Consider the following 22,899-nt stretch of genomic DNA (forward strand, 5'->3'; position numbering starts at 1 on the left):
GATCAGGATGGCGGAGCCTGCTGCCTCAGCGTGGTGTGCGGGCTCTGGCCGTAGGTCTGGCGGTAGAGCACCGCGAACCGGCCGGTATGCGCGAAGCCCCACCGCTGGGCGATTTCGGTGACGGTGGATGCTGCCGGGGTTGCTGCCACCAGCTCTTGATGGGCGTGGCCGAGCCGCACATGACGCATGTACTCCGTCGGCGTCGTGTCGAGCTGACGACGGAACAGGTACTGGACCGCCCGGGGCGTCAGATGCACGGCGTCCGCGACATCGTTGATGCCGATGTCCTCGGAGGTGTGGCGGTGGATGAAAGACACCGCCTCCCTGAGGGTGTCGGGCACCGTGAGATCGCCGGCCGGATCCTGTTCGGTGAGGTTGGACGGGTAACACTCGAGCACCGCACCGGCCAGCAGGTTGGCCATGCCCGCGGCGATCAGCGGCTGCTGGGCGGTGTCGGCTGATGCCAGGGTGGCCACCACATAGTCCAGCGCTCGGTGCCAAGCCCGCACGGCCGCACGGGAACGCGGCCGCCAATTCATGAAACGGGTCTGTTGAACCAACGACGTGTGCCAGTCAGCGGCGACCTTGTGCAGCACGTCCGCGTCGACCGTCACCACCACGAAACGCGCACCGTTGCAGTGCAATACGCAAGACATTCCGTCGGCGGCGAGGATCGGGAAGTCCGCGGTCGCCACGGGACCGCCCGCGACACTCAACGACCCGGCGCACGGCTGGATCACGACGACGGTGTCGGCCGCCGGAATCTCGAGCGTCACACGTCCCTGGATCATCACCTCGTCGACTGTCATCGAGCCCGCGTCACTGCGCCGGTGTGACACCACAACGTGATTGCCAAGCGCGGCGAGTCGCCAGCCCGGCTGATACGCGCCGGCAAAGAATCGACGTGCCTCATGCGCATCGGCGGTACGAAACTGCTTGTATTGCACGGCGTCCGGGCGCAATCCATGCTCGGCATCCGCTACGCGCACAGGACGGGACGGGCGAAAATCGGACCGAGTCCCCATGGGTGTTTCGCCGTAGGAATCGATGACCAGCTCGGGGCCCTTGCCGTGGATCCCGCTCGCCGCGGTGGTCATGGCCGCCTCTCAGTGAAGACCACGGGCGCCCGCATCACCGCGCCGCACCAATCGGTGCCCGATCTGGCGACCCGATGCTGCCGTAGATATTCATCGCATCAAGCGCTATTCGGTCCCAAGCAAAGCGTGACACGGCGCGACTGCGGCCCGCCGCGCCCATGCTTTCGCATTGAAAGCTCTGGGAGAGCAACCTTCTCAACGCCGCAGCCAATCCGACGGGATCCTCCGGCGACAGCATGAGCCCGGTGATGTCGTCGAGCACGACATCGGCCAGCACGCCCACCGTGGCCACGGCCACGGCCACCCCGGTGGCCATGGCTTGTAACACGGTGGTGGCACGGGGCGGTTCGCGGGGAGTGCACACCACGACGTCGGCGGAGCGGATCAGTTTTGGCAGTTCGTCATCGGTGACCGTGCCGGCAAAGGTGACGCGGTCGGCCACACCCAGATCTTTCGCGAGACGACGCAACCGGGCCCGCGCGTCATTGTGGTCGGCGTTTCTTGCATCATTCTCGGCAATCACCAGCTCCGCACCACGCACCCTGGGCACGGTGCGGATTGCGATATCGATACCGTTGCGCCACAGGGGATTCGGTGCCACACACAGGATACGATGCAGGCCGTTGCGCGAGACCGCCGGACCCGTCGGGACATACCGCTCGGCGTCTACGCCGCAGGTCAAGGCGGACACCCCGGTCCGGCGATGACGCAGCCGGGCCAGAGCGTCGACGTCGTCGCTGCTCTCGCCCGTCACCCAGCCCGCGCTGCGCGCCAACAGCGGTTCGATGCGCTCGAGTTCGCTGTCGTGGCCGGCGTCGGCATGAGCACCCGATGTCGCGGCCAGCCCCAGGAACGTCTGCACGACGGGAATGCGCCGACGGCGACCGGCCAGCTGAGCAGCCAAGCCGGCCAGCCAGCCATAGGCGTGCACGACGTCGGGTTGCTCCGCTGACCAGGCCCGCTCGAGCTTGGCGGCCCACTCGCCCACGTAGGGCAGCACCTCAACCGATGATGCGGTCTTGCGCGGGCCAACCGGAACCGACAGGCGCCGGTAGTTGCCGACGGCGGCTGCCTGTGCCGAGCGCCGACCCGCGCGCCGGAGACAGACCGTCACGTCGTGTCCCTGGCTCGCCAGCGCGGCACCCAGCTGCTGCGGGTCGTCCCCGACAACGTCATCGCCGCTGACAATCGCAATCTTCAACTGCAATTCCCTCCGCGCGCCATCGTCGACCCGCTAATACCAGGTGGCATACCCTGTCCGGTACCCGCGAAACGGGCGCGAACCGGGCCGGATGCTGACGTCCGTGGCCGGTTCCAATGGACCCCACGACCTCCATCAGCGGCAGCGCACCGCCGCTTGCGAACTCAGAAGCGGTTTTCTCGGCCGATCAGGGCCCAGACCGTTTTGCCCGATAACGTCGGACTCGCTCCCCACGCCCGGCTAAGAGCGGCGACGATGGCCAGCCCGGAGACGATGTTCGCCCCAAACTCGCTGTCTTCGTGCCGCCCCGGCAGATGTGCGCTGCTGTCCTCGACCGCGACGGTAACGGCGTCCTGATAGCTCTCCACGATCAACACCGGTGCGCTCTGCGTGTGGTCGAAGACGTTTTCGACGAGCACGGTGGCCAAGGTGGCCGCAATCGGGATCATCTCGCGGATGCCCCATTGGGTGAGCCATTCGGCGATCACCCTGCGCGCGATCTCGAGGCTGCTGATGTTTCGCGCCAGGCTGGTGCGAGCCCGGCGCCGGACCCGCTTCGACTGGCTCCCCACGGCGTCCAGGGCAAGCTCCCGGGTGGAATGTATCGGCACATACCTCGTGACGCCCACTGTGCTGATCTCCCGCTGCAGCTGTGGTTCGGCGCACACCACCAGGATCGGCACGTCGGGCCAGACGCTGACGTGCCAGCGGGCACTGGTGAATACCGTCCATGCCGACGCGGAGGGTGCGTGCAGGCGGTTGATATCAACGATCACCGCGGCGGGTTCGTCGATTGCGGCCTGGATGACGGTGTCGCGGACGGTTCGATAGGTGGAGCTGTCGAGCACGCCCTCCACCGTCAGGATTGGTAGGTCCTGGTGGGATTCCCGGTGAATCTGAATCACGGGTTTGACCTCATTCATCGGGATCATCCCGTTGCTGCGCGGTGCTCGAGAACCGCTCGCTGAGCGAGGCCAGCGTGCGTTCGGCCTCTTCCGCGATTGCCGTGTAGCGCCGGAAGAGTGGCCCGGTTCCGGTCTTTGCGACCACCTTCATTGCTACGACGCATTGCAGGGCGCCGACCTCAGCCGTCTGATTCACGTTTTTCGACTACCCCCGTCGATGGTGGGTAATCCGATGGCCGACGAGTAGATGCGCAACTACGCCGCGTTTGCCTCGAATGGCCGGTGGTACTCCACTCCGCATGGCCACCGATCAGAACCCGAAACAGCGCGATCTGGAGCCAGCGCGGTTCCGCCGCGACACCGGATACCTCACTACGCAGCAGGGCGTTCGCGTCGACCACACCGACGATTCGCTGACCGTAGGAGAGCGGGGACCGACCCTGCTGGAAGACTTCCATGCCCGCGAGAAGATCACCCACTTCGACCACGAACGCATTCCGGAGCGCGTGGTGCATGCGCGCGGAGCCGGCGCTTACGGTTATTTCGAGCCGTATGACGACTGGCTGGCGGATTACACCGCGGCGAAATTCCTGACCACACCGGATGTTCATACTCCGGTGTTCGTCCGGTTCTCCACGGTGGCGGGCTCGCGCGGATCGGCGGACACGGTCCGCGACGTGCGCGGGTTTGCCACCAAGTTCTACACCGAACAGGGCAATTACGACCTGGTAGGCAACAACTTCCCGGTTTTCTTCATTCAGGACGGCATCAAGTTTCCCGACTTCGTGCACGCGGTGAAACCCGAGCCGCACAACGAGATCCCCCAGGCGCAGTCGGCCCACGACACGCTGTGGGACTTCGTGTCGCTGCAACCCGAGACCCTGCACACCATCATGTGGCTGATGTCCGACCGGGCGCTGCCGCGCAGCTACCGCATGATGCAGGGTTTCGGCGTGCACACCTTTCGGCTGGTAAACAGCAGCGGCGAAGGGACTTTCGTGAAGTTCCACTGGAAGCCGCGGCTCGGTGTGCACTCGCTGATCTGGGACGAATGTCAGAAGATCGCCGGCAAGGATCCCGACTACAACCGCCGCGATCTGTGGGAGGCCATCGAGTCGGGCCAGTATCCGGAGTGGGAACTCGGCGTGCAACTCGTCGCCGAGGCCGACGAGTTCAAGTTCGATTTCGATCTCCTCGACGCGACGAAGATCATTCCCGAGGAACAGGTTCCGGTCCGGCCGGTGGGCAAGATGGTATTGAACCGCAACCCGGACAACTTCTTCGCCGAGACCGAGCAGGTGGCGTTCCACACCGCCAACGTGGTTCCCGGCATCGACTTCACGAACGATCCGCTGCTGCAGTTCCGCAACTTCTCCTATCTGGACACCCAACTGATCCGGCTGGGAGGTCCCAACTTTGCGCAACTGCCGATCAACCGGCCGGTGGCCGAGGTCCGGACCAACCAGCACGACGGCTACGGACAACACACGATCCCGCAGGGCCGCACCAGCTATTTCAAGAACAGCATCGGCGGGGGCTGCCCGGCACTGGCCGACGAGAACGTATTCCGCCACTACACCGAGCGGATGGATGGGCAGGCAATGCGCAAGCGGGCCAAGTCGTTTGAGGACCACTACAGTCAGGCGCGAATGTTCTGGCAGAGCATGTCGCCGGTCGAAGCCGAACACATCGTCGCCGCGTTCGCCTTCGAGCTCGGCAAGGTCGAGATGCCCGAGATCCGTTCGGCCGTAGTGGAACAACTCGCGCGGGTGGACGGCGGGCTGGCCGCACAGGTGGCGGCGAAACTCGGCCTGCCCGAGCCACCCGAGCAGCCGGTGGATGACAAGGTGGCCACGTCGCCCGCACTGTCCCAGATCGGTGTCAGCGACACCATCGCCTCGCGCAAGATCGCGGTCCTGGCCGCCGATGGTGTCGACGTGGTGGGAACTCAGCGCTTCATCGAGCAGATGGGCGAGCGCGGCGCGATGGTCGAGGTGTTGGCCCCGGTGGCCGGCGGCACATTGGAGGGCGGATCCGGCGGCGAGCTGCCCGTGGACCGGTCGTTCACGTCGATGGCGTCGGTCCTCTACGACGCCGTCGTGGTGGCGTGCGGGCCGCGGTCTGTGTCGACTTTGTCCAATGACGGCTACGCCGTGCACTTCGTGACCGAGGCCTACAAACACCTGAAGCCGATCGGCGCCTATGGTGCGGGTGTTGACCTGCTGCGCACGGCCAAAGTCACCAACCGGCTGGCCGAGGACACCGACGTGCTCAACGATCAATCCGTCATCACCACCAAGGCCGCGGCCGACGAGTTGCCGGACCGCTTCGTCGAGGAATTCGCCGCCGCTCTCGCCCGGCATCGGTGCTGGGAGCGGCGCACAGACCCGGTTCCCGCCTAGGACGTGGTTTTTTATGCGCCCGGGGCGGGCACCCGGAGAGTTAGGGCGTCTCATCGTGCACAGGAGGATGAATAATGCCACGCTCGTCGATCAAGAACGAAAAGTTGTACCAAGATTTGCGGAAGAAGGGCGACTCGAAGGAAAAGGCCGCGCGGATTTCGAACGCGGCCGCCGGGCAGGGTAAGTCAAAGGTTGCCCGCCGGGGCGGCAAATCCGGGTCGTATCAGGACTGGACCGTTCCCGAACTCAAGAAGCGGGCCAAAGAGCTTGGCATGTCGGGCTATTCAAGCCTGACAAAAGACAAGCTCGTGGCAAAACTGCGCAACCACTAACCGATGAGGCCGAGCCGGTCGGCCAGTACCAGGAACGCGACCGCGTAATCGTTGTCGGCGGTCAGCGTTCTGATGGTTTGCCAGTCCAGCCGTTCGCGCACCGCGCGCACCGCCGGCAGCAATCTGGCGAAGTCGCAGTAGTGTTCGTTCAGCGCTCGCAGCTGCTGCACCAGCACCATGGTCGGCGGCAGTACCGGCATGTGGATGGCCAGCACCTCGTGCTGTTCGGCGTGGTCCAGGGTTTCGGCGCCGACCGGTATGCCGTTGAGCCGGTGCAGAACGTCGACCAGCGTGTCGGCGATACGAGCCTTGAACAGCCAGTCCTCCGGCGGACGCTCGATAGCGAAACCCGCGTTCGTCAGGGTCGCCACGGCCGCTTCAACGTCGGATTCCGTCACCACCAGATCCACGTCGTGGCTGGGTTCCGGTGCGCCGTAGGCCCATAACGCGTAGCTGCCGGCCAGCGCGAAACGTGGTCCGTTCTCCTTGAGCGCCGACGCCGCGCAACGCAGCGCGCGGCGCAAGCGCGGGTTGCACCCGGGCGCGTCGGGTTGGGCTTGGGTGGCTGCCATGGTGCCTACGTCATACCCGGCCTGTGGCGGCGGCAACCTGGCACGGGTTCTACGGCCGTTTAATTTCTGGTCAGTTGGGAAATCTCGGATTATGTCAACCGCTGTGCCACGCGCATATGAGGCTGCCGCCGTCGTGATTCCCGCGCACAACGTGCGGGCAAAGCTGCCGGTGTGCCTGCGCGCGGTGCTGACCGCCGCCCTGTGTGCGCCGATGCCCGTCACGATCGTGGTGGTCCTGGATGGTTGCGACGACGGCAGCGACGAGCTCGCCGGTGAGTACGGCCCCGATGTGCACTTCATCAGCGTCGACGTGCACAACGTGGGCACGGCCCGCGCGGTCGGCTTCGGTTATGCCCGATCGCTATTGGGTGACGACGCCAGGAGCTGGTTCGCCACAATCGACGCCGACAGCCGGGTGGATCCCAGCTGGCTGGTCCACCAGCTGGGCGTCGGCGCCGACATGGTTCTAGGCGTCGTGCGCGTCACCGACTTGCGACAGCACAACGCCGGCGTCGCCGATCGCTACATGGGCCGCTACCAGACGGACCCCGCACATGGACACGCCGACCATGAACTCATCCACGGCGCCAACATGGGTTTCAGCGCCCGGGCATATTGGCGCGTCGGTGGCTTCCGCAGCTTGTCGACGGGCGAGGACGTCGACCTGGTCGAGCGGTTCGAGGCCGCTGGCTATCGGATTCATCGTGACACCGAACTGTCGGTGATCACATCGGCGCGAACCCAGGCTCGGGCCGCCTTCGGGTTCGCCCATCACCTCAGACAAATGGGGGGAACGGTGGCGGGTGATTGCGTGTGACGGCGGGGCTGGTTGAGCATTGGCTGGAGTCTGGTCGGCTCGAGTTGCCGCTTCCCGCCTCGGGTCGGACAGCCGAACGTTGGCAGCGGCTGGCGCAGCTGGCCGAAGACAACATCGTCGCGGCCAGAATCGCGGAAGCCCACGTCGATGCCGTCGCGATACTTCACGAGTTGGGCGGCAAGCCGCCCGAACCTGGACAGCTGTGGGGTGTATGGGCGGCGGAGGCCCCGGATGCGGTGCTGACCGCCACCAATATCGACGGTGCGTTCATCCTGAACGGCACCAAGGTGTGGTGTTCGGGCGCGGGGTTCTGCACCCATGCGCTGGTGACCGCGCGATTCGACGACGGATCACCCGGCCTGTTCGCGGTGACCGCCACCGACCCGACGGTCAAGGCGTTGCCCAGCACCTGGTGGAACGCCGGGATGGCCGGCAGTGACACCAGGCCGATCCAGTTCAGCAACGCCCAGGCCGTCGCCGTGGGCGAGCCTGGAGACTATTTGACCCGGCCCGGGTTCTGGCACGGCGCCATCGGCGTGGCGGCCTGCTGGCTGGGCGGCGCCCGCCGGGTCGCTGACCCGCTATACCGTTGCGCCGCAAGCCAATCGGCCGACGCGTATTCGCTGGCGCATCTGGGCGCCGTGGATGCCGCGCTGGCCGCCAGCGACGCGATTCTGGCCGTCGCAGCGAGCCAGGTCGACGACGACCCGTTCGACAGGTCCGGCAGGGCGCAACTGCTGGCACGCCGGGTCCGCACGGTGGTGGAACACGCCGTCGACGAGGCCATCACCCGCACCGGAAGAGCGTTGGGCCCTGGTCCGCTCTGCCAGGACGGCCGGCACGCGCAACGTGTCGCGGATCTGAGCATCTACATTCGGCAGAGCCTCGCCGAGCGTGATCTGGCCGAGCTCGGGCGGCTCGCGGGCCCGCAGACGATGAGGGTCCCATGAAAACCCTGCCGGCGAGCAACTGCACCAGGTTTGCGGCCAAGCCGCTGACCCACGGCGGCACCCCAGCTCCGTTGTGGCTGGCGGCTTTTGCGGACAAGCCGCTGCCGGCCCTGGATCTGACGGAGTGCCCACAGCTGATTGTGGTTGCACCGCACCCCGATGACGAGACCCTCGGCTTAGGTGCGACGATCGCGCAACTGACCGCAACCGGAGTTGCCGTCCAGGTGGTCTCGGCAAGCGACGGAGGGGCCGCCCATCCCGGCGCGCCGGCTTCGGACCGGCTTCGCATGGAGACCACCCGCAGGTACGAATTGCGCCGGGCCGCAGGTCTTTTGGGAACGCCTCCGCCGATATCGCTGGGCCTTCCGGACGGCGAGCTCACCGAGCACGAAGACCGGCTCACCGAGACGCTGACCGAAATCCTCGAGGGCGCCGGTCCCGCAACCTGGTGCGCCGCGACGTGGCGCGGCGACGGCCATCCCGATCACGAAGCCGTGGGGCGCGCGGCCTTTGCCGCGTGCGCACGCACCGACGCCACGCTGCTGGAGTATCCAGTGTGGATGTGGCACTGGGCACTTCCCGCCGACCCCGCGGTGCCGTGGGACCAGGCGTATGCAGTGCCCGCCCCCGGCTGGGCGTTGGAGCGCAAGCGCCGCGCAGCGCATTTCTATCGAAGTCAGTTCGAGCGCAATGGAAGCCAATCGGCGCCCGTCCTGCCGGGCTTCGTGCTTCCGCGACTTTTCGCGGTGGGCGAGCTCGTGTTTCGGTGACCGCACGGCGGCCGGACGCCTTCTTGGACGAGAAGTAGTCGGCATTAAAGATCCTTGGCAGCCGGAAGTGTCCGAGGATGACGGGCCCGCCGCGGTGACTGCGCGACGGGGAAAGTGGGTAGGCGAAAGCCTATGCGTGTCGCGACGTTCAACATCTTGCACGGGCGCACCGTCGGTGACGGCGTCGTCGTCCAACGGCTACGCGACTGCGTGCGCCGCCTCGATCCGGACGTGCTCAGCTTGCAAGAGGTCGACTGCGATCAGCCCCGCTCCGAACACGCGGACCTGACCGCCGCGGCGGCCGAGGCCATGGGCGCGGTGGAACACCGCTTCGTGGCAGCGATTTCGGGCACGCCGGGGGCAACCTGGATGGCCGCGACCGGCCGCGAGCAACCCGGCACCGCCGCGTACGGAATTGCGCTGCTGTCCCGATACCCGGTGGCCAGTTGGCAGGTGGTGCGACTGCCGCGCATCCCGATGCGCTTTCCGATGTACCTGCCGGGGCCCAACCGGGTCATGGTCGTCGACGAGGAGCCGCGAGCGGCGGTCATCGCGCAGTTGCGCACCCCGTTGGGCGCGCTGACGGTGGCCAACACGCACCTGTCCTTTGTCCCGGGCTGGAACCGGCGCCAGCTGCGCCGACTGATTCACGACCTCCGCGGCTTCCCGGGGCCGCGGTTGTTGACCGGGGACCTGAACATGACCCCGAAGGCCGTCCGTCGTTGGTCGGGGATGCGGGCGCTGGCGGCCGCCCAGACGTTTCCCGCGGACCTGCCCAACCGCCAGCTCGACCACATCTTGACCGACGATCCCCGACTGCGCGGCGGCGCCGTGGAGTCCGACCTCATGACGATCTCCGACCACCGTCCGCTGGTGGTGGACCTGCAACGGGTCTGAGGGCTCAGCCGTCTTGGCGACCCGTGTGCACCGCGACCAGGACACGCTCGATGTCGTCGGCGGATGGCATCTCGTCGGTGACCCCGATGATCTCCACGCCGACGTCGGCGTCGTCGACGGCGCGCCGACGAGGCGCGAGGAGTCGCTTGGCGATGGCGCGGACTTCCTCATCGGACACCCGTCGCGGCAACAGCGCCAGGAGCGGTGCGTAACCCACCTCGGGTGCCCGCCTGGGATAGCCCGCGCGCAGAAAGGCGACCATGCTGGACACCCGACCCCGCAAACTCATCTTCCACCTCGCTCATCCACCGCGCGCCGCCACGCCACGAGGCGGCACAAGCCGGGGATTACCCGGTAGTGCGGCTTGAAACATTCGATCGGCGTTCACGACCGCCGGCCTACCCTACGCGCGAAAGAGGCCCGGCCCGAAAACCGACCGGACCCCTTCCCGGGTGGCCTACTGGTTCTTCTTCTGGCGCTCTTCGGCGGCCTCCGCACCCGCCCGCGCGGACTCGGCTTCGGCTTCCTTCTTGCCCGCATCGCGTTGGGCATCCGCTTTGTCTTGCTGGGCCTGGCCCTCTCTGGTCAGGTCATCGCGGCCGAGCACGGCCCCGCCGACCTCCTTGGCCTTACCCTTCGCGCCCTCGACGGCGCCCTTGACCGCTTCTTCCGGTCCGCTCTTGTCATCCCCCATGGGTTTGACCCTCCCTCTCGGTGGTTACTGAGCTCGCGCTCGACGGCACCTAGGGCGTTCCCACCGGGCGGCCCGTCAAACGGCCCCGGGTCCGCGTTACCCCTGGACACCGCGAGGTTGATGTGCGCGTGATCACCTCGCCGGCGGATGCGGCGCGAGCTCACGTATTGCCCAGGCAATCAATCCGTTTGAACGAGGCTTTACTGGGTAAGCGAACTCGGCGGCGTGGGAGGGGGTTGAGGGCAGTGACCACAGTTGCCGTCATAGGGGCGACCGGAACAGCCGGATCCCGCGTTGTGGCCAGGCTGAAATTGCGCGACGTCACCGTCGTAGAGATCTCGCGCTTGCACGGCGTCGACCTGTTCAACGGGCCCGAGCTCACGCGCGCGCTCAAGGGGGTTGACGTCGCGATCGACGTATCCAATCCGGTGTCGCCTGACGGCCGGTCCGCCATCGGCGAAACCTTAACCACCGCCTCACGCAACATCGTGGGGGCGTGTGCCAGGCAGGACGTGCAGCGCCTGGTGGTGTCGACGATCGCCGGGATCGAAGACCCGGTCTTCGACGGCTTCCCGTACTACGAAGCCAAGCGGGAGGCCAAGGACATCATGCTCGACGGACCGGTGCCGACCACGATCGTGAAGTCAACGCAGTGGTACGAGTTCGCCACCAATGACGACGCGGTGAGCTGCGACGACGACGAGGTGATCGTCGAGGACTGGCTGATTCAGCCCATTGCCGCCGATACGGTCGCCGACGTATTGGTCGAAGCGGCCCTCGGTCAGATTCACACGCCGCGCACCATCACGGGTCCGAACGCGATCCGGCTACCCGACCTGACATCCAAATTACTTGCCCAGCAAGGTGATAGCCGACGGGTGCGAACCGTAGAGCCCCCGGTCGCTGCGCTGGGCGCCGGAGCACTGCTGGCCCCCGGCCGAGCGATCGTCGTCGGTCCCGATGTCGACACGTGGCTGCAGACCCTCGCTCCGCCCAGCACCGACGGACACCACACCGCGGACGGCGACGGAAGCTCCGGTGGAAGCTGAACAGCGGGTCTCGCAGTACTCATGCGGTGTGTGACCGCCGCAATCCGGATAACGATTGCGTCACGATCATGACCACGATTCCCTAAGAGACCACCCTCTTTTCTTAAAAATCTGGCGATCGTTTAATCGTTCGCTTAGCGAATGACCCCGGGAGCGGCCCTAGGGGCGCCCGGCGTTCGTCGTCAGCGAACACGCCACTGTTGGCTTCCGCTACTTTGGATTTCGAGGATCGGGAGCCTCTGGCGAAAGAAATCATTCGTTTCGAAGGACAACAAACATCATGAAAATCAGCAGTATTGTCGCGCGCCGAAAAGTTGCCGGGATCAGCGCCGGCTGCTTGCTCGGGGGAATGGCCGTGGGCATCGTCGGAGCGCCATCGGCGGCCGCAGCACCCGACTGCAGCCCGGGCGGTGTGAACAACACCGTCTCCTCCGTGGAGGGCTCCGCCCAGCAGTATCTGGCGGCGCACCCGGGCGCCAACCAGGTGGTGACGGCCGCCTACGGGCAACCGCGGCCGCAAGCCGAATCGAGCCTGCGCGGTTACTTCACCGGCCACCCGCAGGAGTACAGCGACCTGCGCGGCATCCTGGCACCGATCGGCGACACCGAACGGCAGTGCAATGTTTCCGCGCTGCCGCCCTACCTGGAGTCGGCTTATCAGGAGTTCATGGCCGGCTGATTCCGGTCCGGGGCGACCCGCCACGACGCTGTGGCGGGTCGTTTCCGCGCCGGCGGTGCTTTTTCTACTGTGTGAACAACTTCTGCGGCGGGTAATTGTGCATTCAGCTACCAGAATTGGAGGGCGAGAATGCGGCTGCGCCGTAGCGTGCTGAGCGGGCCCGGTATCGCGCGCAAGCGACGCGGTAAAGGCTTCTCCTATTACCGACCGGACGGCAAGGCGCTCTCCGATCCGGAAACCCTGCAGCGCATCAAGGATCTGGTTATTCCACCCGCCTGGAAGAAGGTGTGGATTTCGCCGTATAGCAACGGCCATATTCAGGCCGTGGGCGTCGACGCGGCCGGCCGCCGGCAGTATCTGTACCACTCCGCCTGGCAGCAGGAACGCGCCGAGGAGAAGTTCGACCGCGTGCTCGAACTGTCCACGCGGCTGCCGGCATGGCGCGCCGAGATCGCCAAGGACCTGACGCGGACGGGCTTGACCCGCAAGCGGGTATTGGGGCTCGCACTGCGGCTGCTCGATCGCGGCTACTTTCGCGCCGGCGGTGAGCAATACGCCGAGGAAAACGAGTCCTACGGTCTGTCCACCCTGTTATGTGAGCACGTGGTGGTCCGGCGTACCGCGGTTGAGTTCGATTTTCCGGCCAAGAGCGGCGTCCGGCGCACCATGGAAATCGAGGACCCCGAAGTGGTCCGGGCGGTGCGTGCGCTGATGCGCCGGCCCAACCGCACCGAGAGACTGCTGGTGTGCCGCACCGCATCCGGGTGGCTCGATGTGCGTGCCGCTGATCTCAACGAGCGATTCAAGGAACTTGTCGGCGACGAGTACACGGTCAAAGACCTGCGCACCTGGCATGGGACGGTACTGGCCGCCGTCGCGTTCGCCGACGCCGATCCGGCCGTCTCGCGCCGGGTGGCCAAGCGCGTCGAGTCCGCGGTGATGAAAGAGGTCGCCGAGGAGCTGGGCAACACCCCGGCGGTGGCGCGCGGCTCCTATGTGGACCCCCGCGTCGTCACCGGTTACGAGCAGGGACTGACCATTGCCGCGGCGGCGCGCCGCGCCGAACGCGCCCGTAAACCCGATGTGGCCCAGGAAATCCTGGACAAGGCGACCCGCATGCTGATCCGACGCGTGGCCAAGGGCCACAGCGCCGGCGGATCGTCTGCGCTGCGCGAGTCGGCCTGAACAATTCCACATTCGCCAGCTGAAGACTCGCTGAGAGTCGGCTGGCCGCATTCGTTTCGGCGAATAGCGCAGCCGATTGCGGGTAACCGGGCTCGTGTGGGAAGTGCCCAAGCCGCCCGTGCGGCGGCAGCCTGCATTAGTCACGCCTGTCAGTGGGGGCCGCGATCGGTCGGCCCGCGAGTCCTCGGCAGTGCCATGCAGGTGGTTCAAACAATAGCCACACACGCCCATCCGTCAGCGCTGTAGAACCGTCTGCCGAGGAGGGAAAAGGCATGTCCAAAAAAGAGGTTTCCGATTATCTGCTAGAGCGCTTGCGGGCGTGGGGCGTTGAACACGTGTTCGGATATCCCGGCGACGGCATCAACGGGCTACTGGCCGCGTGGGGCCGCGCGGACAACAAGCCCAAGTTCATCCAGTCGCGCCATGAGGAGATGAGCGCCTTTGAGGCGGTCGGCTACGCCAAATTCACCGGCCGGGTCGGCGTCTGCGCCGCCACGTCCGGCCCCGGCGCGATCCACCTACTCAACGGTCTTTACGACGCCAAACTCGACCATGTTCCCGTGGTGGCCATCGTCGGCCAGACCAACCGCAGCGCCATGGGCGGGAACTATCAGCAGGAGGTCGACCTGCTGAGCTTGTTCAAGGACGTCGCCAGCGACTACGTCCAAATGGTCACCGTCCCCGAACAATTGCCCAACGTGCTGGACCGCGCGATCCGGATAGCGATGACGCAGCGGGCCCCGACCGCGCTGATCATCCCCAGCGACGTCCAAGAACTCCCGTACTCGCCGCCCGAGCACGCGTTCAAGATGGTGCCCTCCAGCCTCGGCATCGAGTACCCCGAAATCGCCCCTGACGACACCGCGATCGCCCGGGCCGCCGACGTGCTCAACGCCGGCAAGAAGGTCGCCATCCTGGCGGGCTCCGGCGCCCGCGGCGCCCACCAAGAGCTGGCCGAAGTCGCCGACCTGCTCGGCGCCGGCGCGGCGAAGGCGCTGTTGGGCAAGGACGTGCTGTCGGACGAATTGCCTTGGGTCACCGGCTCGATCGGGTTGCTGGGCACGCGTCCGAGCTATGAGATGATGCGCGACTGCGACACGCTGCTGACCGTCGGCTCGAGCTTCCCGTACACGCAGTTCCTACCGGAGTTCGGCCAGGCCCGTGCGGTGCAGATCGACGTCGACGGCCGGATGATCGGCATGCGCTACCCGTTCGAGGTCAACCTGGTCGCCGACGCGAAGACCGCGCTGCGGGCGCTGATTCCGCACCTGCGCCGCAAGGAGGACCGCTCGTGGCGTGAGGGCATCGAGAAGACCGTGGCCCGGTGGTGGGAGACCATGGAGAAGGAGGCGATGGTCAGCGCCCACCCGGTCAATCCACTGCGACTGTTCTCCGAGCTGTCGCCACAGCTGCCCGACAATGCCATCGTCGCAGCCGATTCCGGCTCATCGGCCAACTGGTACGCGCGCAACCTGCGCTTCCGCGGCAACATGCGGGGCTCGCTGTCGGGCACGCTGGCCACGATGGGCCCCGGGGTTCCGTACGGCATCGGCGCCAAGTTCGGCCACCCGGACCGGCCCGTCATCGTGTTCGCCGGTGACGGCGCCATGCAGATGAACGGCATGGCCGAACTGATCACGATCAAGCGGTACTGGAACGAATGGGAAGACCCCCGCCTGATCATCGCCATCCTGCACAACAACGATCTCAACCAGGTGACCTGGGAAATGCGCGCCATGGCCGGTGCGCCGAAATTCGCGGAGTCCCAGAATCTTCCGGACATCGACTTCGCCGCGTTCGCGGCCAGCCTGGGCCTGAGCGCCGTGGCCATCAAGGATCCGGAGGAATTGTCGGACGCCTGGCGGCAGGCGCTGTCGGCGGATCGTCCCACGGTGCTCGATGTCTACACCGACCCGGACATGCCGCCCATCCCGCCGCACGCGACCTGGGAGCAGTTCAAGTCGGCGACCACCGCGGTGCTCTCCGGTGACGAGGATCGGGTGGGCTTCGTCAAGGTCGGCTTGAAGACCAAGGCCCAGGAGTTCTTGCCGCACAAGAAGAGTTGACCCACAGCGGGTCGACTCAGCCGCGCCTGCCCAGCCCTGCACGCGTACTACGCAGGTCGTCGACGAACGCCTTGTAGACCTCGTCATGCCGGTCGCTGCGGTCGCGCAACACCGACGAGGGGTGAACCGTCGCCACGACGGTCGGCTCGGGTGTCAGCTGCACGTCGACGGTCGAGGGCAACCGCGTTTGTTGGCCCCGCTGGGTGGACACCCGAAATGTGGCTCCCAGCAACGACTGTGCGGCAGTAGCGCCCAGGCACACGATGACCTCCGGTTGCACCGCCTCGATCTCGGCGATCAGCCAGGGTCGGCAGGCGACCACTTCGGTGCGACCGGGCTTTTGGTGGATGCGTCGCTTGCCGCCCTTGCGGGTGAACTTGAAGTGCTTGACGGCGTTGGTCTCATAGACCATCGCCGGGTCGATGCCGGCGTCCTCGAGGGCGCGGGCGAGCAGTCGTCCGGCGGGGCCGACGAACGGCTCACCGGCGCGGTCCTCCTGGTCGCCGGGTTGCTCGCCCACCAGCATGATCGGGGCCCCGGGATGCCCGCTGCCGAACACCGTTTGGGTGGCGTCCTCGAAAAGCGAACAGCCGTGGCAGGTTTCGGCCGCATCGCGCAGCGCGTCGAGGCCGCGCTCCTCTGGGAGGTAGCGAGCGGCCCCGGGTGCGTTCGATGTGGCGGCCATGACGAGACGGAGGGCGTGGGTACCCCCGCTCCCCCACCGAGCGGGGGTACCCACGCCTCGGGCGGTGGTGTCAGCCCTTGCCGATGATGGCGTCGCGGGCCCGGTCGAGCATCGCGGCGAACGGCCCGGCGGCCAGGTTGGCCACCTGGGATTCCACCCCGGCGTGCGGCCGGGTGGGGGCAATCGCCTCGGCGAGCTTGGCGGCGCGGCCCATGCGTTCGAGCTCTTCGCCGCTCAATTCCTCACCCAGCTTGACGAATTCGTCGTGTTCCTCGTGCTCGGCGTGTTTGACGACGGCGTCGCGCAACTTCGTCAATTCGCGAGTGAACTCCTCGCTGTCGACGTCGAGCTTTTCCAGCTTCTGCAGAACGGTCTTGGCTTCGTGCTCTTCCTGCAGCCGCTTGTCCACCACGGCGGTGCCGTTGGCGATCTTGCGCTTGGCACGGGGGTGAACGATCTCTTCCTCCGCGGTCTCGTGCACGGCGAGCATCCGCCGCAGCTCGATGAAGGCCTTCTCGCGGGCCTTTCCGGACGCCGCCAGGGTTTCGGCGAACATCGCCTTGATCTGCTCGTGCTGACTGACGAGGAAGTCGACCACATCGCTGGGCGACTTGATGGCGTTCGGTGCCACAGTGTCCCTCCCATCTGCTTTGGTTCGGCGCGCATGGCTGCTGCGCGCCCGCTGAAACGGCTACCCGACGATTCCGACCGTCAAACGGGTGTGGGCGTGCCCGCAGGGGGTATGTCCTGGACAAACGGCGAAAGGAGCACGCGGTCGATGGGCGCCGGAATGGGTCTCCGCGCGGGCCAGCGCACGCGGGCGCTGCTGCGCTGCGGTGTCGTCGGAGCGGTCGCCGCGGCCGCGATAACCACCGGGTGCTCGCACCCCGGAGCGTCGCTGGAATCCGCCCCCGACGTCGAGCTCTGGCGGGCCGGTGTCGCGTTGCACGAGCCGGTGTGGTCCTACCGCATGCACGCCCTGGTCGCGCTAACCGACGATCACCGGCTGGCCGAGGTCACCGCCGGCGACCGCGGCGGCGACGCCAAGACGAGGTTCTCCGCACCCATGGCGGCCGGACGCAATCTGCAGATCAGCCGGAAAGACGAGGGCGAAGTCTTCGTGCCGCAGCCGGACCGCGGCCGGGTCGCCGCGGTCGACCTGCAAAGTCTGCGCCAGGTCAACGATTTCGACGCCGGACCGGCCCCGGCCTACCTATCCGAGGACGCGGGATTGCGGATGCTACTGGCGCTGTCGTCGGATGGGACGGCGGTAACACCGGTGGATCAGTATGGCTACCGCAAGCTGCCCACCGCGGTCACCAACACGAGCGCCGACACCATCGACGGCGCGAACCGCGGCCGCGAGCTCGACTACCACCTGTTCGGATCGTCGGGCATCCGCCACTTCCAGGGGACGTCCTCGCCTGCGGCGCAACGCGGCTCACTGGACTTCGACGTCGCCGTCGCGGCCGGTGACGGCACCGCGGTGACCCGCAGCTATGTTGCCGGCCACGACGACAACACGCTGCATGCGATCGACTCCCGTCGCGGCGGACAGGGATTGGAGGAGCTGGCCAGCACTCGGTTACCGTCGCCGATCCGCGAACTCGGCACCGACGACACCAGGATCTACGCCGCCACCGACCACGAGCTGGTGACTCTCGAAACGGCGAGCTTCACCGGCTTTCCGGACGGGCGGATCCCGGTGCTGCGTGCCATCGACTACCGGGCGGGGCTGCCGCCCGATGCTCGGGCGGCCGAACTGTCGGGCATGGCGGTCGGGCCGCATCGGGTCTACCTGACCTTCGCGCACGCGCCCTACGTGGTCAGCATTGCCAAGCCGCGGCTGTGACGGCCCCCGTTTAGAGGAGGGCCCACGTCGGCTACATTTCGGGCAGGTTCGGCTGGTAAGGAGGCACTGGGGTGACCAACCCGCAGGACCCGTATTGGCAAAACCCGCTGAGCTACGACCCGCTCGGCCGGGTCCCGCCCCCCGACGTGGAACCGCCCGCGCCGCCGCCCGCCGTGCAGCCGCCGCCGTTCACGCCGCCGCCCGCACCTGCGCCCTACCGCCCGCCGGTCAACACCATGGCGACGCTGTCGCTGGTTTTCGCGTTCCTGTTCGCTCCCGTGGGAGCGATGCTGGGACATGTCGGTCTGGCGCAGATCCGCCGCACCGGCGAACTCGGCCGGGACCGTGCCCTGGTGGGCGTGACGTTGTCGTACATCTTCATCATGTTGGCGGTCGTCGCCCTGGCCGGCTGGGCCACGCTGGCCGGCTCGACCTCGTCGCACCGGACGTCCCCCGGCTCCAGCACGGCCGCCGGGCCGCCGCCGCCCACCGTCCCGCCGGAGACCATCGCCACCCTGCTGCCCGGGCTCGACGCGCTGCGCAACATCACCGCCGACGCCAACCTCGACGTCGGCCCGACCTGGAACAGCCCCGGCCGCACCCCGGATGACGGCAGCATCGACCGCCCGGAGTGCTGGGAAAGCATCGCCGCCGGCAGCCCGGACGCCTACACCCCTGGGGCGCTGGCCGGATATCACGCCGGCGAATTCACCGACTCGCGCAGCATGATGAAGTCCATGCAGGTCATCCAGGGCGTTGCGGCCTTCCGTGATCCGGGCGCGGCCCAGGCGCAGCTGGGCACCCTGCTGTCGGGATGGCACAAGTGCGGCGGCTCCACAGTCACCGTGTCCGCTCCCGGCGGGCAGCCGATACCGATGTCGGTGAGCGCACCCGCCGACGCGGGCAACGGCATCACCACCCTGGACCTCACGCCCAAGGGCATCCAGGTGCGATCGGCACGGGCGATCGCGGCCAAGGCGAACGTCGTCATCGACCTGAACGTCTCCGCCAGCGGGACCACCGACAGCGCGCCGCCCCGCGCGGCGGCGGTCAGCATCGCCAACTACATCCTCGGCAAGATCCCCGGCTGAGCGACCCACGCTGATCGGCGCCGGCTCAGTAGGCTGAGCTTATGAAATTTGTCGACGTCGAAGGGATCGGCCGGGTCAGCCGAATCGGCCTGGGCACCTGGCAGTTCGGTTCACGCGAGTGGGGCTACGGGGACAGCTACGCCGCCGGCGCCGCGGGCGACATCGTGCGCCGCGCCCGCGCCCTCGGGGTGACGCTGTTCGACACGGCCGAGGTCTACGGCCTGGGCAAGAGCGAGCGGATCCTGGGCGAGGCCCTGGGCGACGAGCGGGCCGACGTCGTGGTGGCCAGCAAGATCATGCCGGTCGCCCCCTTCCCCGCCGTGGTCAAGCAGCGCGCCCGCGCCAGCGCGCAGCGGCTGGTCCTGGACCGCATCCCGCTGTACCAGATTCACCAGCCCAACCCGGTGTTCCCCGATTCGGTGATCATGCCGGGCATGCGAGACCTGCTCGACAGCGGCAAGATCGGCGCGGCCGGCGTCTCGAACTATTCGCTGCAGCGGTGGCAGAAGGCCGACGCCGCGCTCGGCCGGCCGGTGATCAGCAACCAGGTGCACTTCTCGCTCGCCTACCCGAAGGCGCTGAAGAACCTGGTGCCGTTCGCCGAGCGGGAGAACCGCATCGTGATCGCCTACAGCCCGCTGGAGCAGGGGCTGCTGGGTGGCAAATACGGCGTCGACAACCGTCCGGGCGGCGTGCGCGCGGTGAACTCGCTGTTCGGCACGGAGAACCTGCGCCGCGTCGAGCCGCTGCTGCAGCTGTTGCGCGACGTCGCGAAGGACGTCGATGCGAAACCGGCGCAGGTGGCGCTGGCCTGGCTGATCAGCTACCCGGGCGTGGTCGCCATTCCCGGCGCGTCCAGCGTCGAGCAGCTCGAGTTCAACGTCGCCGCCGCCGACATCGAGCTGCCCACCGCCTCGCGTGACGCGCTCACCGACGCGGCCCTGGCCTTCCGGCCCACGTCGGCGGCGCGCTTCCTCACCGACCTGGCCAAGGAGAAGCTCGGCCGCCGCTAAGACTGGTTGGCCTCGGCGAACGCGGCGGGGCTGGCCGGAGCGCCGCGGGCCACCACCAGCGGCATCGACGTCGAGGCATTGGTTCGCAGGATTGTGTGGACGACGTCGACGAGGTCTTCGACGGGCATCAGCTTGCCGGGCATGCAGCCGCGCGACGACCACAGCGGCACCGCCTTCATCGCGAGGTCCATGTCCCAGCCCTCGTTCATGCCGGTCTGTCCGTCGCCTTCGCCGCCCGCGCACTCGCCGACGATCAGGTTGGTGAAACCGATGTCGGAGTGTTCGGCCCGCCACGCCTCCACGAGCCGCTCCAGGGCGGCCTTGCTGACTCCGTACGCGCCCAGACCCGGCCACGGCGGTCCGAAGGTGCCGGCGTCGGAGGACAGGTATACCGCCTTGCCGGCCGAAGCGGTCAAATGCGGCACCGCCGCGGCCGTCACCAGCGACGCCCCGATGACGTTGGTGTCGAAGATGCGCCGCCACGTCTCGGCGTCGGTGTCCACCATGCGGACCAGCGGTCCGACGGCGGGTGTGTAGACGATGTTGTCGATGCCGCCGAGCCCTTCGGCGGCGCGGTCGATGGCCGAGCGGCAGGATTCCTGGTCGGTGACATCGCATTCGATGGCGATGGCGTTCGGGCCGGCATCCTTGGCCGCGGCCTCGATGCGCTCACGACGCCGGGCGAGAAGCGCAACCTGATCGCCGCGCTGCGCAAGACCGACACCTATGCAACGTCCCAACCCACTGGAGGCGCCGACCACCACTGTCCTTGACATTTTCGCCCTCTCTTGTAACGCAAGACGCTGTCGCCAGAAACCTACCGGATGCGACGCGTCGCGTGGCGATCACCGGCCGCTTAATTCGGAACGACGGTATTCCGCTCGTCCGACTTGGCTCGGTACATGGCCTCGTCCGCTCGCGCCGTGACGGCGTCGACGGAATCGCCGGACAGCGCGAGCGTGGCGCCGACGCTCAAGGTCGCACGAATTGTGTTGCCGGACAGGTGGATCGGCTCGGCGACGCGTGAGCGGATCTTTTCGGTGATCTGGGCGAGCTCGGCGCTGCTGCGGACACCGGGCAACAACACCAGCATTTCGTCGCCACCCGTTCGCCCCACCGTGTCCCCGCGGCGCACGCTCGCCCTGATCCGCGCGGCCAGCGTCGCGAGCACGAAGTCCCCCATGCCGTGCCCCCAGGTGTCGTTGATCGCTTTGAAATGGTCGACGTCGCAGAACAGGACGCCGACGTGCGTGCCCGCGGGTTGCGGTTCCCCCAGCGCGCACTCGAGTCGGCTGAGCGCCTCGGCCCGATTCACCAGCCCGGTCAGGGTGTCAAACCGCGCCAGTCGTTCCAGCCGCTGTTCCGCCTCGACCTGATCGTCGACTACGCGCAGCGCCGCGATCAGCCCATCGATGCTGCCCATCGCGTCGGTATAAGGCTTTCCGTGACCGTCGACCCAGTGGTAATCGCCGTCGACCGAACACACTCGGAACCGATGCAGAACCTGTTCGCCATCGCCGATCCTGCGCACGGCGGCCACGAGTTTGTCGCGATCCTCGGGATGGATGCGGTCGGCGAAGGCCGAGCCGGTCCAAAGCGCAAGCGGGCCGCCCAGTGCGGCCTGCACGGACGGCGAGACCCACGCGACCTCGCGCCCGCGAAAGTGCACGATGATGTCGACCGCATTGTCCGCGAGGATGCGGTAGCGCGCCTCCGCCTCGGCGCGTTCCTTGCTGGCCAGTTCCTTCGCGATCAGCAGCTGCTGTTCGCGCTGGCTGAAATAGAACGTGACGGCTCCGACAACGAGGCTGCTGAACAGTATCGAGAACGTCCATTGCGCGTGCTCGCCCAGACCGAACGCCAGAAACGCCGGCCGCGAGAGCGCGACCACCAGCGGAAAGCCGGCGAGGATACCGACGAGTCGCACCAGTGACCGCCGGTCGGGGCGGGCCAGCAACCACGCGATCGGATACCGATCGGGGCGCGCCAGCGCCGCCGCCGCGATCAGCAGCAGCAGAGCCGACGCCGTCGAAAGCGCCTGGCCGGTCGAGGGCGAGACGCCCACCAGCGCCAGCGCGTCGAACAGGTAGGCCCCGACCGTGAGGAACGGGATGGCCCCGCTGCCCGCCAGGCACGCGGGCCACACCACCCGGGTCCCGCGGTCCACGCGGATCAGCGCCACCGCGGCGGCCAGCAGCAGGACCGGCGCCGCCGTCTGCGGGCTGGGACGCCCCGGCCATGATGTCTGTTTCCCGCGCACCGCTTCCCCGAACAGCACCTGGTCGACGCCGAGCGGCCCGACGGGCGTGTATTCGAGCAGGATGACGACGGCCGCGACGCCCACCAGGACCGCCAACACGCGGGCGATCCGTACGCGCGTCGATGACGGCTGCCCCGTTTGCGCCAGGATTCCGGCCCCCAGGGTGGAAAGCCACAACGCGGTCCACGGTGTCATCGGCGGCCAGCTCGGGTAGATCCGGGTCAGCCCGTCGATCCCGGTCGCCCAGCCCGTCCAAGTCAAGGCGGCGACGATCAACACCACCAACGCGGCCGCCCGCCCGGACCGGTTCAACGCTGCTTTTGCACGTGCGTCGTGGGCCAGCCGGTCCATCGCCGCTCCCCTTCTTCCCCGCTGCATCTCG

At 67.3% G+C, this 22,899-nt stretch carries 24 protein-coding genes; 13 read left to right on the forward strand and 11 right to left on the reverse strand.

The features are described 5' to 3' along the window. Positions 1-2 precede the first annotated feature (2 nt). From MTY59_RS01315 to MTY59_RS01330, 4 genes are all read right to left on the reverse strand, one after another. Entirely contained in the window at positions 3-1,025 is a 1,023-nt protein-coding gene (locus tag MTY59_RS01315; protein WP_221046197.1) for an AraC family transcriptional regulator, read from the reverse strand. 106 nt (positions 1,026-1,131) lie between these two features. Further along, on the reverse strand, positions 1,132-2,298 hold the full coding sequence (locus tag MTY59_RS01320; RefSeq protein WP_221044081.1) for a glycosyltransferase: 1,167 nt from the start codon (positions 2,296-2,298) through the stop codon (positions 1,132-1,134). A 164-nt stretch (positions 2,299-2,462) separates the two neighbouring features. Then, positions 2,463-3,221 carry an STAS domain-containing protein gene (locus tag MTY59_RS01325; RefSeq protein ID WP_221044082.1) on the reverse strand — a complete coding sequence of 253 codons (759 nt, stop codon included), beginning with the start codon at positions 3,219-3,221 and terminating at the stop codon, positions 2,463-2,465. Beyond that, entirely contained in the window at positions 3,214-3,399 is a 186-nt protein-coding gene (locus MTY59_RS01330; RefSeq protein ID WP_221044083.1) for a hypothetical protein, read from the reverse strand. Before MTY59_RS01330 ends, MTY59_RS01325 begins: the two co-directional genes overlap by 8 nt. 103 nt (positions 3,400-3,502) lie before the next feature. Between MTY59_RS01330 and MTY59_RS01335 the strand changes: the two genes are divergently transcribed. Together MTY59_RS01335 and MTY59_RS01340 are read left to right on the forward strand one after the other, a co-directional pair. Beyond that, positions 3,503-5,605 (forward strand): catalase, encoded by a 2,103-nt coding sequence (locus tag MTY59_RS01335; protein ID WP_221044084.1) that lies wholly within the window; start codon positions 3,503-3,505, stop codon positions 5,603-5,605. Between the two features lie 74 nt (positions 5,606-5,679). After that, positions 5,680-5,937 (forward strand): DUF7218 family protein, encoded by a 258-nt coding sequence (locus MTY59_RS01340; protein WP_065030913.1) that lies wholly within the window; start codon positions 5,680-5,682, stop codon positions 5,935-5,937. Here MTY59_RS01340 and MTY59_RS01345 read toward each other — a convergent pair. Beyond that, positions 5,934-6,509 carry a nucleotidyltransferase family protein gene (locus MTY59_RS01345; RefSeq protein WP_221044085.1) on the reverse strand — a complete coding sequence of 192 codons (576 nt, stop codon included), beginning with the start codon at positions 6,507-6,509 and terminating at the stop codon, positions 5,934-5,936. The two genes, MTY59_RS01340 and MTY59_RS01345, sit on opposite strands and share 4 nt — an antisense overlap. Positions 6,510-6,600: 91 nt before the next feature. Between MTY59_RS01345 and MTY59_RS01350 the strand changes: the two genes are divergently transcribed. The 4 genes from MTY59_RS01350 (at position 6,601) to MTY59_RS01365 (ending at position 9,943) form a co-directional block, all read left to right on the forward strand. Further along, the gene (locus MTY59_RS01350) at positions 6,601-7,326 is read left to right on the forward strand and encodes a glycosyltransferase family 2 protein (RefSeq protein WP_221044086.1); all 726 of its coding nucleotides are present in this window, start codon (positions 6,601-6,603) and stop codon (positions 7,324-7,326) included. After that, on the forward strand, positions 7,323-8,276 hold the full coding sequence (locus MTY59_RS01355; protein WP_221044087.1) for an acyl-CoA dehydrogenase family protein: 954 nt from the start codon (positions 7,323-7,325) through the stop codon (positions 8,274-8,276). Before MTY59_RS01350 ends, MTY59_RS01355 begins: the two co-directional genes overlap by 4 nt. Next, on the forward strand, positions 8,273-9,046 hold the full coding sequence (locus MTY59_RS01360) for a PIG-L deacetylase family protein (RefSeq protein ID WP_221044088.1): 774 nt from the start codon (positions 8,273-8,275) through the stop codon (positions 9,044-9,046). The genes MTY59_RS01355 and MTY59_RS01360 overlap by 4 nt, the downstream gene beginning before the upstream one ends. A gap of 132 nt (positions 9,047-9,178) precedes the next feature. Beyond that, positions 9,179-9,943 (forward strand): endonuclease/exonuclease/phosphatase family protein, encoded by a 765-nt coding sequence (locus tag MTY59_RS01365; protein ID WP_221044089.1) that lies wholly within the window; start codon positions 9,179-9,181, stop codon positions 9,941-9,943. Positions 9,944-9,947: 4 nt separating this feature from the next. Here MTY59_RS01365 and MTY59_RS01370 read toward each other — a convergent pair whose 3' ends face one another. After that, the gene (locus tag MTY59_RS01370; RefSeq protein ID WP_221044090.1) at positions 9,948-10,232 is read right to left on the reverse strand and encodes a DUF3349 domain-containing protein; all 285 of its coding nucleotides are present in this window, start codon (positions 10,230-10,232) and stop codon (positions 9,948-9,950) included. Positions 10,233-10,400: 168 nt separating this feature from the next. Beyond that, a complete protein-coding gene (mbp1, locus tag MTY59_RS01375) occupies positions 10,401-10,637 on the reverse strand; it encodes a microaggregate-binding protein 1 (RefSeq protein WP_221044091.1) in 237 nt (78 codons plus the stop codon). Between the two features lie 236 nt (positions 10,638-10,873). Here mbp1 and MTY59_RS01380 point away from each other — a divergent pair, with 236 nt between their 5' ends. The 4 genes from MTY59_RS01380 to MTY59_RS01395 all read left to right on the forward strand — a co-directional run bounded on the left by MTY59_RS01380 (position 10,874) and on the right by MTY59_RS01395 (position 15,616). Further along, positions 10,874-11,686 carry an SDR family oxidoreductase gene (locus MTY59_RS01380; protein WP_221044092.1) on the forward strand — a complete coding sequence of 271 codons (813 nt, stop codon included), beginning with the start codon at positions 10,874-10,876 and terminating at the stop codon, positions 11,684-11,686. A gap of 280 nt (positions 11,687-11,966) precedes the next feature. Next, on the forward strand, positions 11,967-12,365 hold the full coding sequence (locus MTY59_RS01385) for a heme-binding protein (RefSeq protein ID WP_221044093.1): 399 nt from the start codon (positions 11,967-11,969) through the stop codon (positions 12,363-12,365). Positions 12,366-12,494: 129 nt separating this feature from the next. Then, on the forward strand, positions 12,495-13,550 hold the full coding sequence (locus MTY59_RS01390) for a DNA topoisomerase IB (RefSeq protein ID WP_221044094.1): 1,056 nt from the start codon (positions 12,495-12,497) through the stop codon (positions 13,548-13,550). Positions 13,551-13,822: 272 nt separating this feature from the next. Then, on the forward strand, positions 13,823-15,616 hold the full coding sequence (locus tag MTY59_RS01395) for a thiamine pyrophosphate-requiring protein (protein ID WP_221044095.1): 1,794 nt from the start codon (positions 13,823-13,825) through the stop codon (positions 15,614-15,616). A gap of 16 nt (positions 15,617-15,632) precedes the next feature. On the opposite strand, the gene MTY59_RS01400 is transcribed toward MTY59_RS01395, so the two are convergent. Together MTY59_RS01400 and MTY59_RS01405 are read right to left on the reverse strand one after the other, a co-directional pair. Continuing rightward, positions 15,633-16,301 (reverse strand): UdgX family uracil-DNA binding protein, encoded by a 669-nt coding sequence (locus MTY59_RS01400; RefSeq protein WP_221044096.1) that lies wholly within the window; start codon positions 16,299-16,301, stop codon positions 15,633-15,635. Between the two features lie 70 nt (positions 16,302-16,371). Beyond that, entirely contained in the window at positions 16,372-16,932 is a 561-nt protein-coding gene (locus tag MTY59_RS01405; protein ID WP_221044097.1) for a hemerythrin domain-containing protein, read from the reverse strand. A gap of 147 nt (positions 16,933-17,079) precedes the next feature. Here MTY59_RS01405 and MTY59_RS01410 point away from each other — a divergent pair, with 147 nt between their 5' ends. From MTY59_RS01410 to MTY59_RS01420, 3 genes are all read left to right on the forward strand, one after another. Then, on the forward strand, positions 17,080-18,153 hold the full coding sequence (locus MTY59_RS01410) for a hypothetical protein (protein ID WP_415823184.1): 1,074 nt from the start codon (positions 17,080-17,082) through the stop codon (positions 18,151-18,153). Between the two features lie 71 nt (positions 18,154-18,224). Then, a complete protein-coding gene (locus MTY59_RS01415) occupies positions 18,225-19,244 on the forward strand; it encodes a sensor domain-containing protein (protein ID WP_221044098.1) in 1,020 nt (339 codons plus the stop codon). A 41-nt stretch (positions 19,245-19,285) separates the two neighbouring features. Continuing rightward, complete coding sequence (locus tag MTY59_RS01420; RefSeq protein ID WP_221044099.1) at positions 19,286-20,257, forward strand: aldo/keto reductase; 972 nt, start codon at positions 19,286-19,288, stop codon at positions 20,255-20,257. Here MTY59_RS01420 and MTY59_RS01425 read toward each other — a convergent pair. Together MTY59_RS01425 and MTY59_RS01430 are read right to left on the reverse strand one after the other, a co-directional pair. After that, a complete protein-coding gene (locus tag MTY59_RS01425; protein ID WP_221046199.1) occupies positions 20,254-21,021 on the reverse strand; it encodes an SDR family oxidoreductase in 768 nt (255 codons plus the stop codon). The two genes, MTY59_RS01420 and MTY59_RS01425, sit on opposite strands and share 4 nt — an antisense overlap. 92 nt (positions 21,022-21,113) lie before the next feature. Next, positions 21,114-22,868: a sensor domain-containing diguanylate cyclase gene (locus tag MTY59_RS01430; RefSeq protein WP_221044100.1), complete on the reverse strand. Its 1,755-nt coding sequence runs from the start codon at positions 22,866-22,868 to the stop codon at positions 21,114-21,116. Between the last annotated feature and the right edge of the window lie 31 nt (positions 22,869-22,899).

The sequence above is a fragment of the Mycobacterium senriense genome, from assembly GCF_019668465.1.
Taxonomy (GTDB): Bacteria; Actinomycetota; Actinomycetes; order Mycobacteriales; family Mycobacteriaceae; genus Mycobacterium; species Mycobacterium senriense.

What these genes read in the sequence shown, in the direction of transcription:
- MTY59_RS01315 (WP_221046197.1), bottom strand. Translation starts at nt 1,025, where the DNA reads ATGGGGACTCGGTCCGATTTTCGCCCGTCCCGTCCTGTGCGCGTAGCG.
- MTY59_RS01325 (WP_221044082.1), bottom strand. Translation starts at nt 3,221, where the DNA reads ATGAATGAGGTCAAACCCGTGATTCAGATTCACCGGGAATCCCACCAG.
- MTY59_RS01335 (WP_221044084.1), top strand. Translation starts at nt 3,503, where the DNA reads ATGGCCACCGATCAGAACCCGAAACAGCGCGATCTGGAGCCAGCGCGG.
- MTY59_RS01340 (WP_065030913.1), top strand. Translation starts at nt 5,680, where the DNA reads ATGCCACGCTCGTCGATCAAGAACGAAAAGTTGTACCAAGATTTGCGG.
- MTY59_RS01345 (WP_221044085.1), bottom strand. Translation starts at nt 6,509, where the DNA reads ATGGCAGCCACCCAAGCCCAACCCGACGCGCCCGGGTGCAACCCGCGC.
- MTY59_RS01350 (WP_221044086.1), top strand. Translation starts at nt 6,601, where the DNA reads ATGTCAACCGCTGTGCCACGCGCATATGAGGCTGCCGCCGTCGTGATT.
- MTY59_RS01360 (WP_221044088.1), top strand. Translation starts at nt 8,273, where the DNA reads ATGAAAACCCTGCCGGCGAGCAACTGCACCAGGTTTGCGGCCAAGCCG.
- MTY59_RS01365 (WP_221044089.1), top strand. Translation starts at nt 9,179, where the DNA reads ATGCGTGTCGCGACGTTCAACATCTTGCACGGGCGCACCGTCGGTGAC.
- MTY59_RS01370 (WP_221044090.1), bottom strand. Translation starts at nt 10,232, where the DNA reads ATGAGTTTGCGGGGTCGGGTGTCCAGCATGGTCGCCTTTCTGCGCGCG.
- mbp1 (WP_221044091.1), bottom strand. Translation starts at nt 10,637, where the DNA reads ATGGGGGATGACAAGAGCGGACCGGAAGAAGCGGTCAAGGGCGCCGTC.
- MTY59_RS01385 (WP_221044093.1), top strand. Translation starts at nt 11,967, where the DNA reads ATGAAAATCAGCAGTATTGTCGCGCGCCGAAAAGTTGCCGGGATCAGC.
- MTY59_RS01390 (WP_221044094.1), top strand. Translation starts at nt 12,495, where the DNA reads ATGCGGCTGCGCCGTAGCGTGCTGAGCGGGCCCGGTATCGCGCGCAAG.
- MTY59_RS01395 (WP_221044095.1), top strand. Translation starts at nt 13,823, where the DNA reads ATGTCCAAAAAAGAGGTTTCCGATTATCTGCTAGAGCGCTTGCGGGCG.
- MTY59_RS01400 (WP_221044096.1), bottom strand. Translation starts at nt 16,301, where the DNA reads ATGGCCGCCACATCGAACGCACCCGGGGCCGCTCGCTACCTCCCAGAG.
- MTY59_RS01410 (WP_415823184.1), top strand. Translation starts at nt 17,080, where the DNA reads ATGGGCGCCGGAATGGGTCTCCGCGCGGGCCAGCGCACGCGGGCGCTG.
- MTY59_RS01420 (WP_221044099.1), top strand. Translation starts at nt 19,286, where the DNA reads ATGAAATTTGTCGACGTCGAAGGGATCGGCCGGGTCAGCCGAATCGGC.
- MTY59_RS01430 (WP_221044100.1), bottom strand. Translation starts at nt 22,868, where the DNA reads ATGGACCGGCTGGCCCACGACGCACGTGCAAAAGCAGCGTTGAACCGG.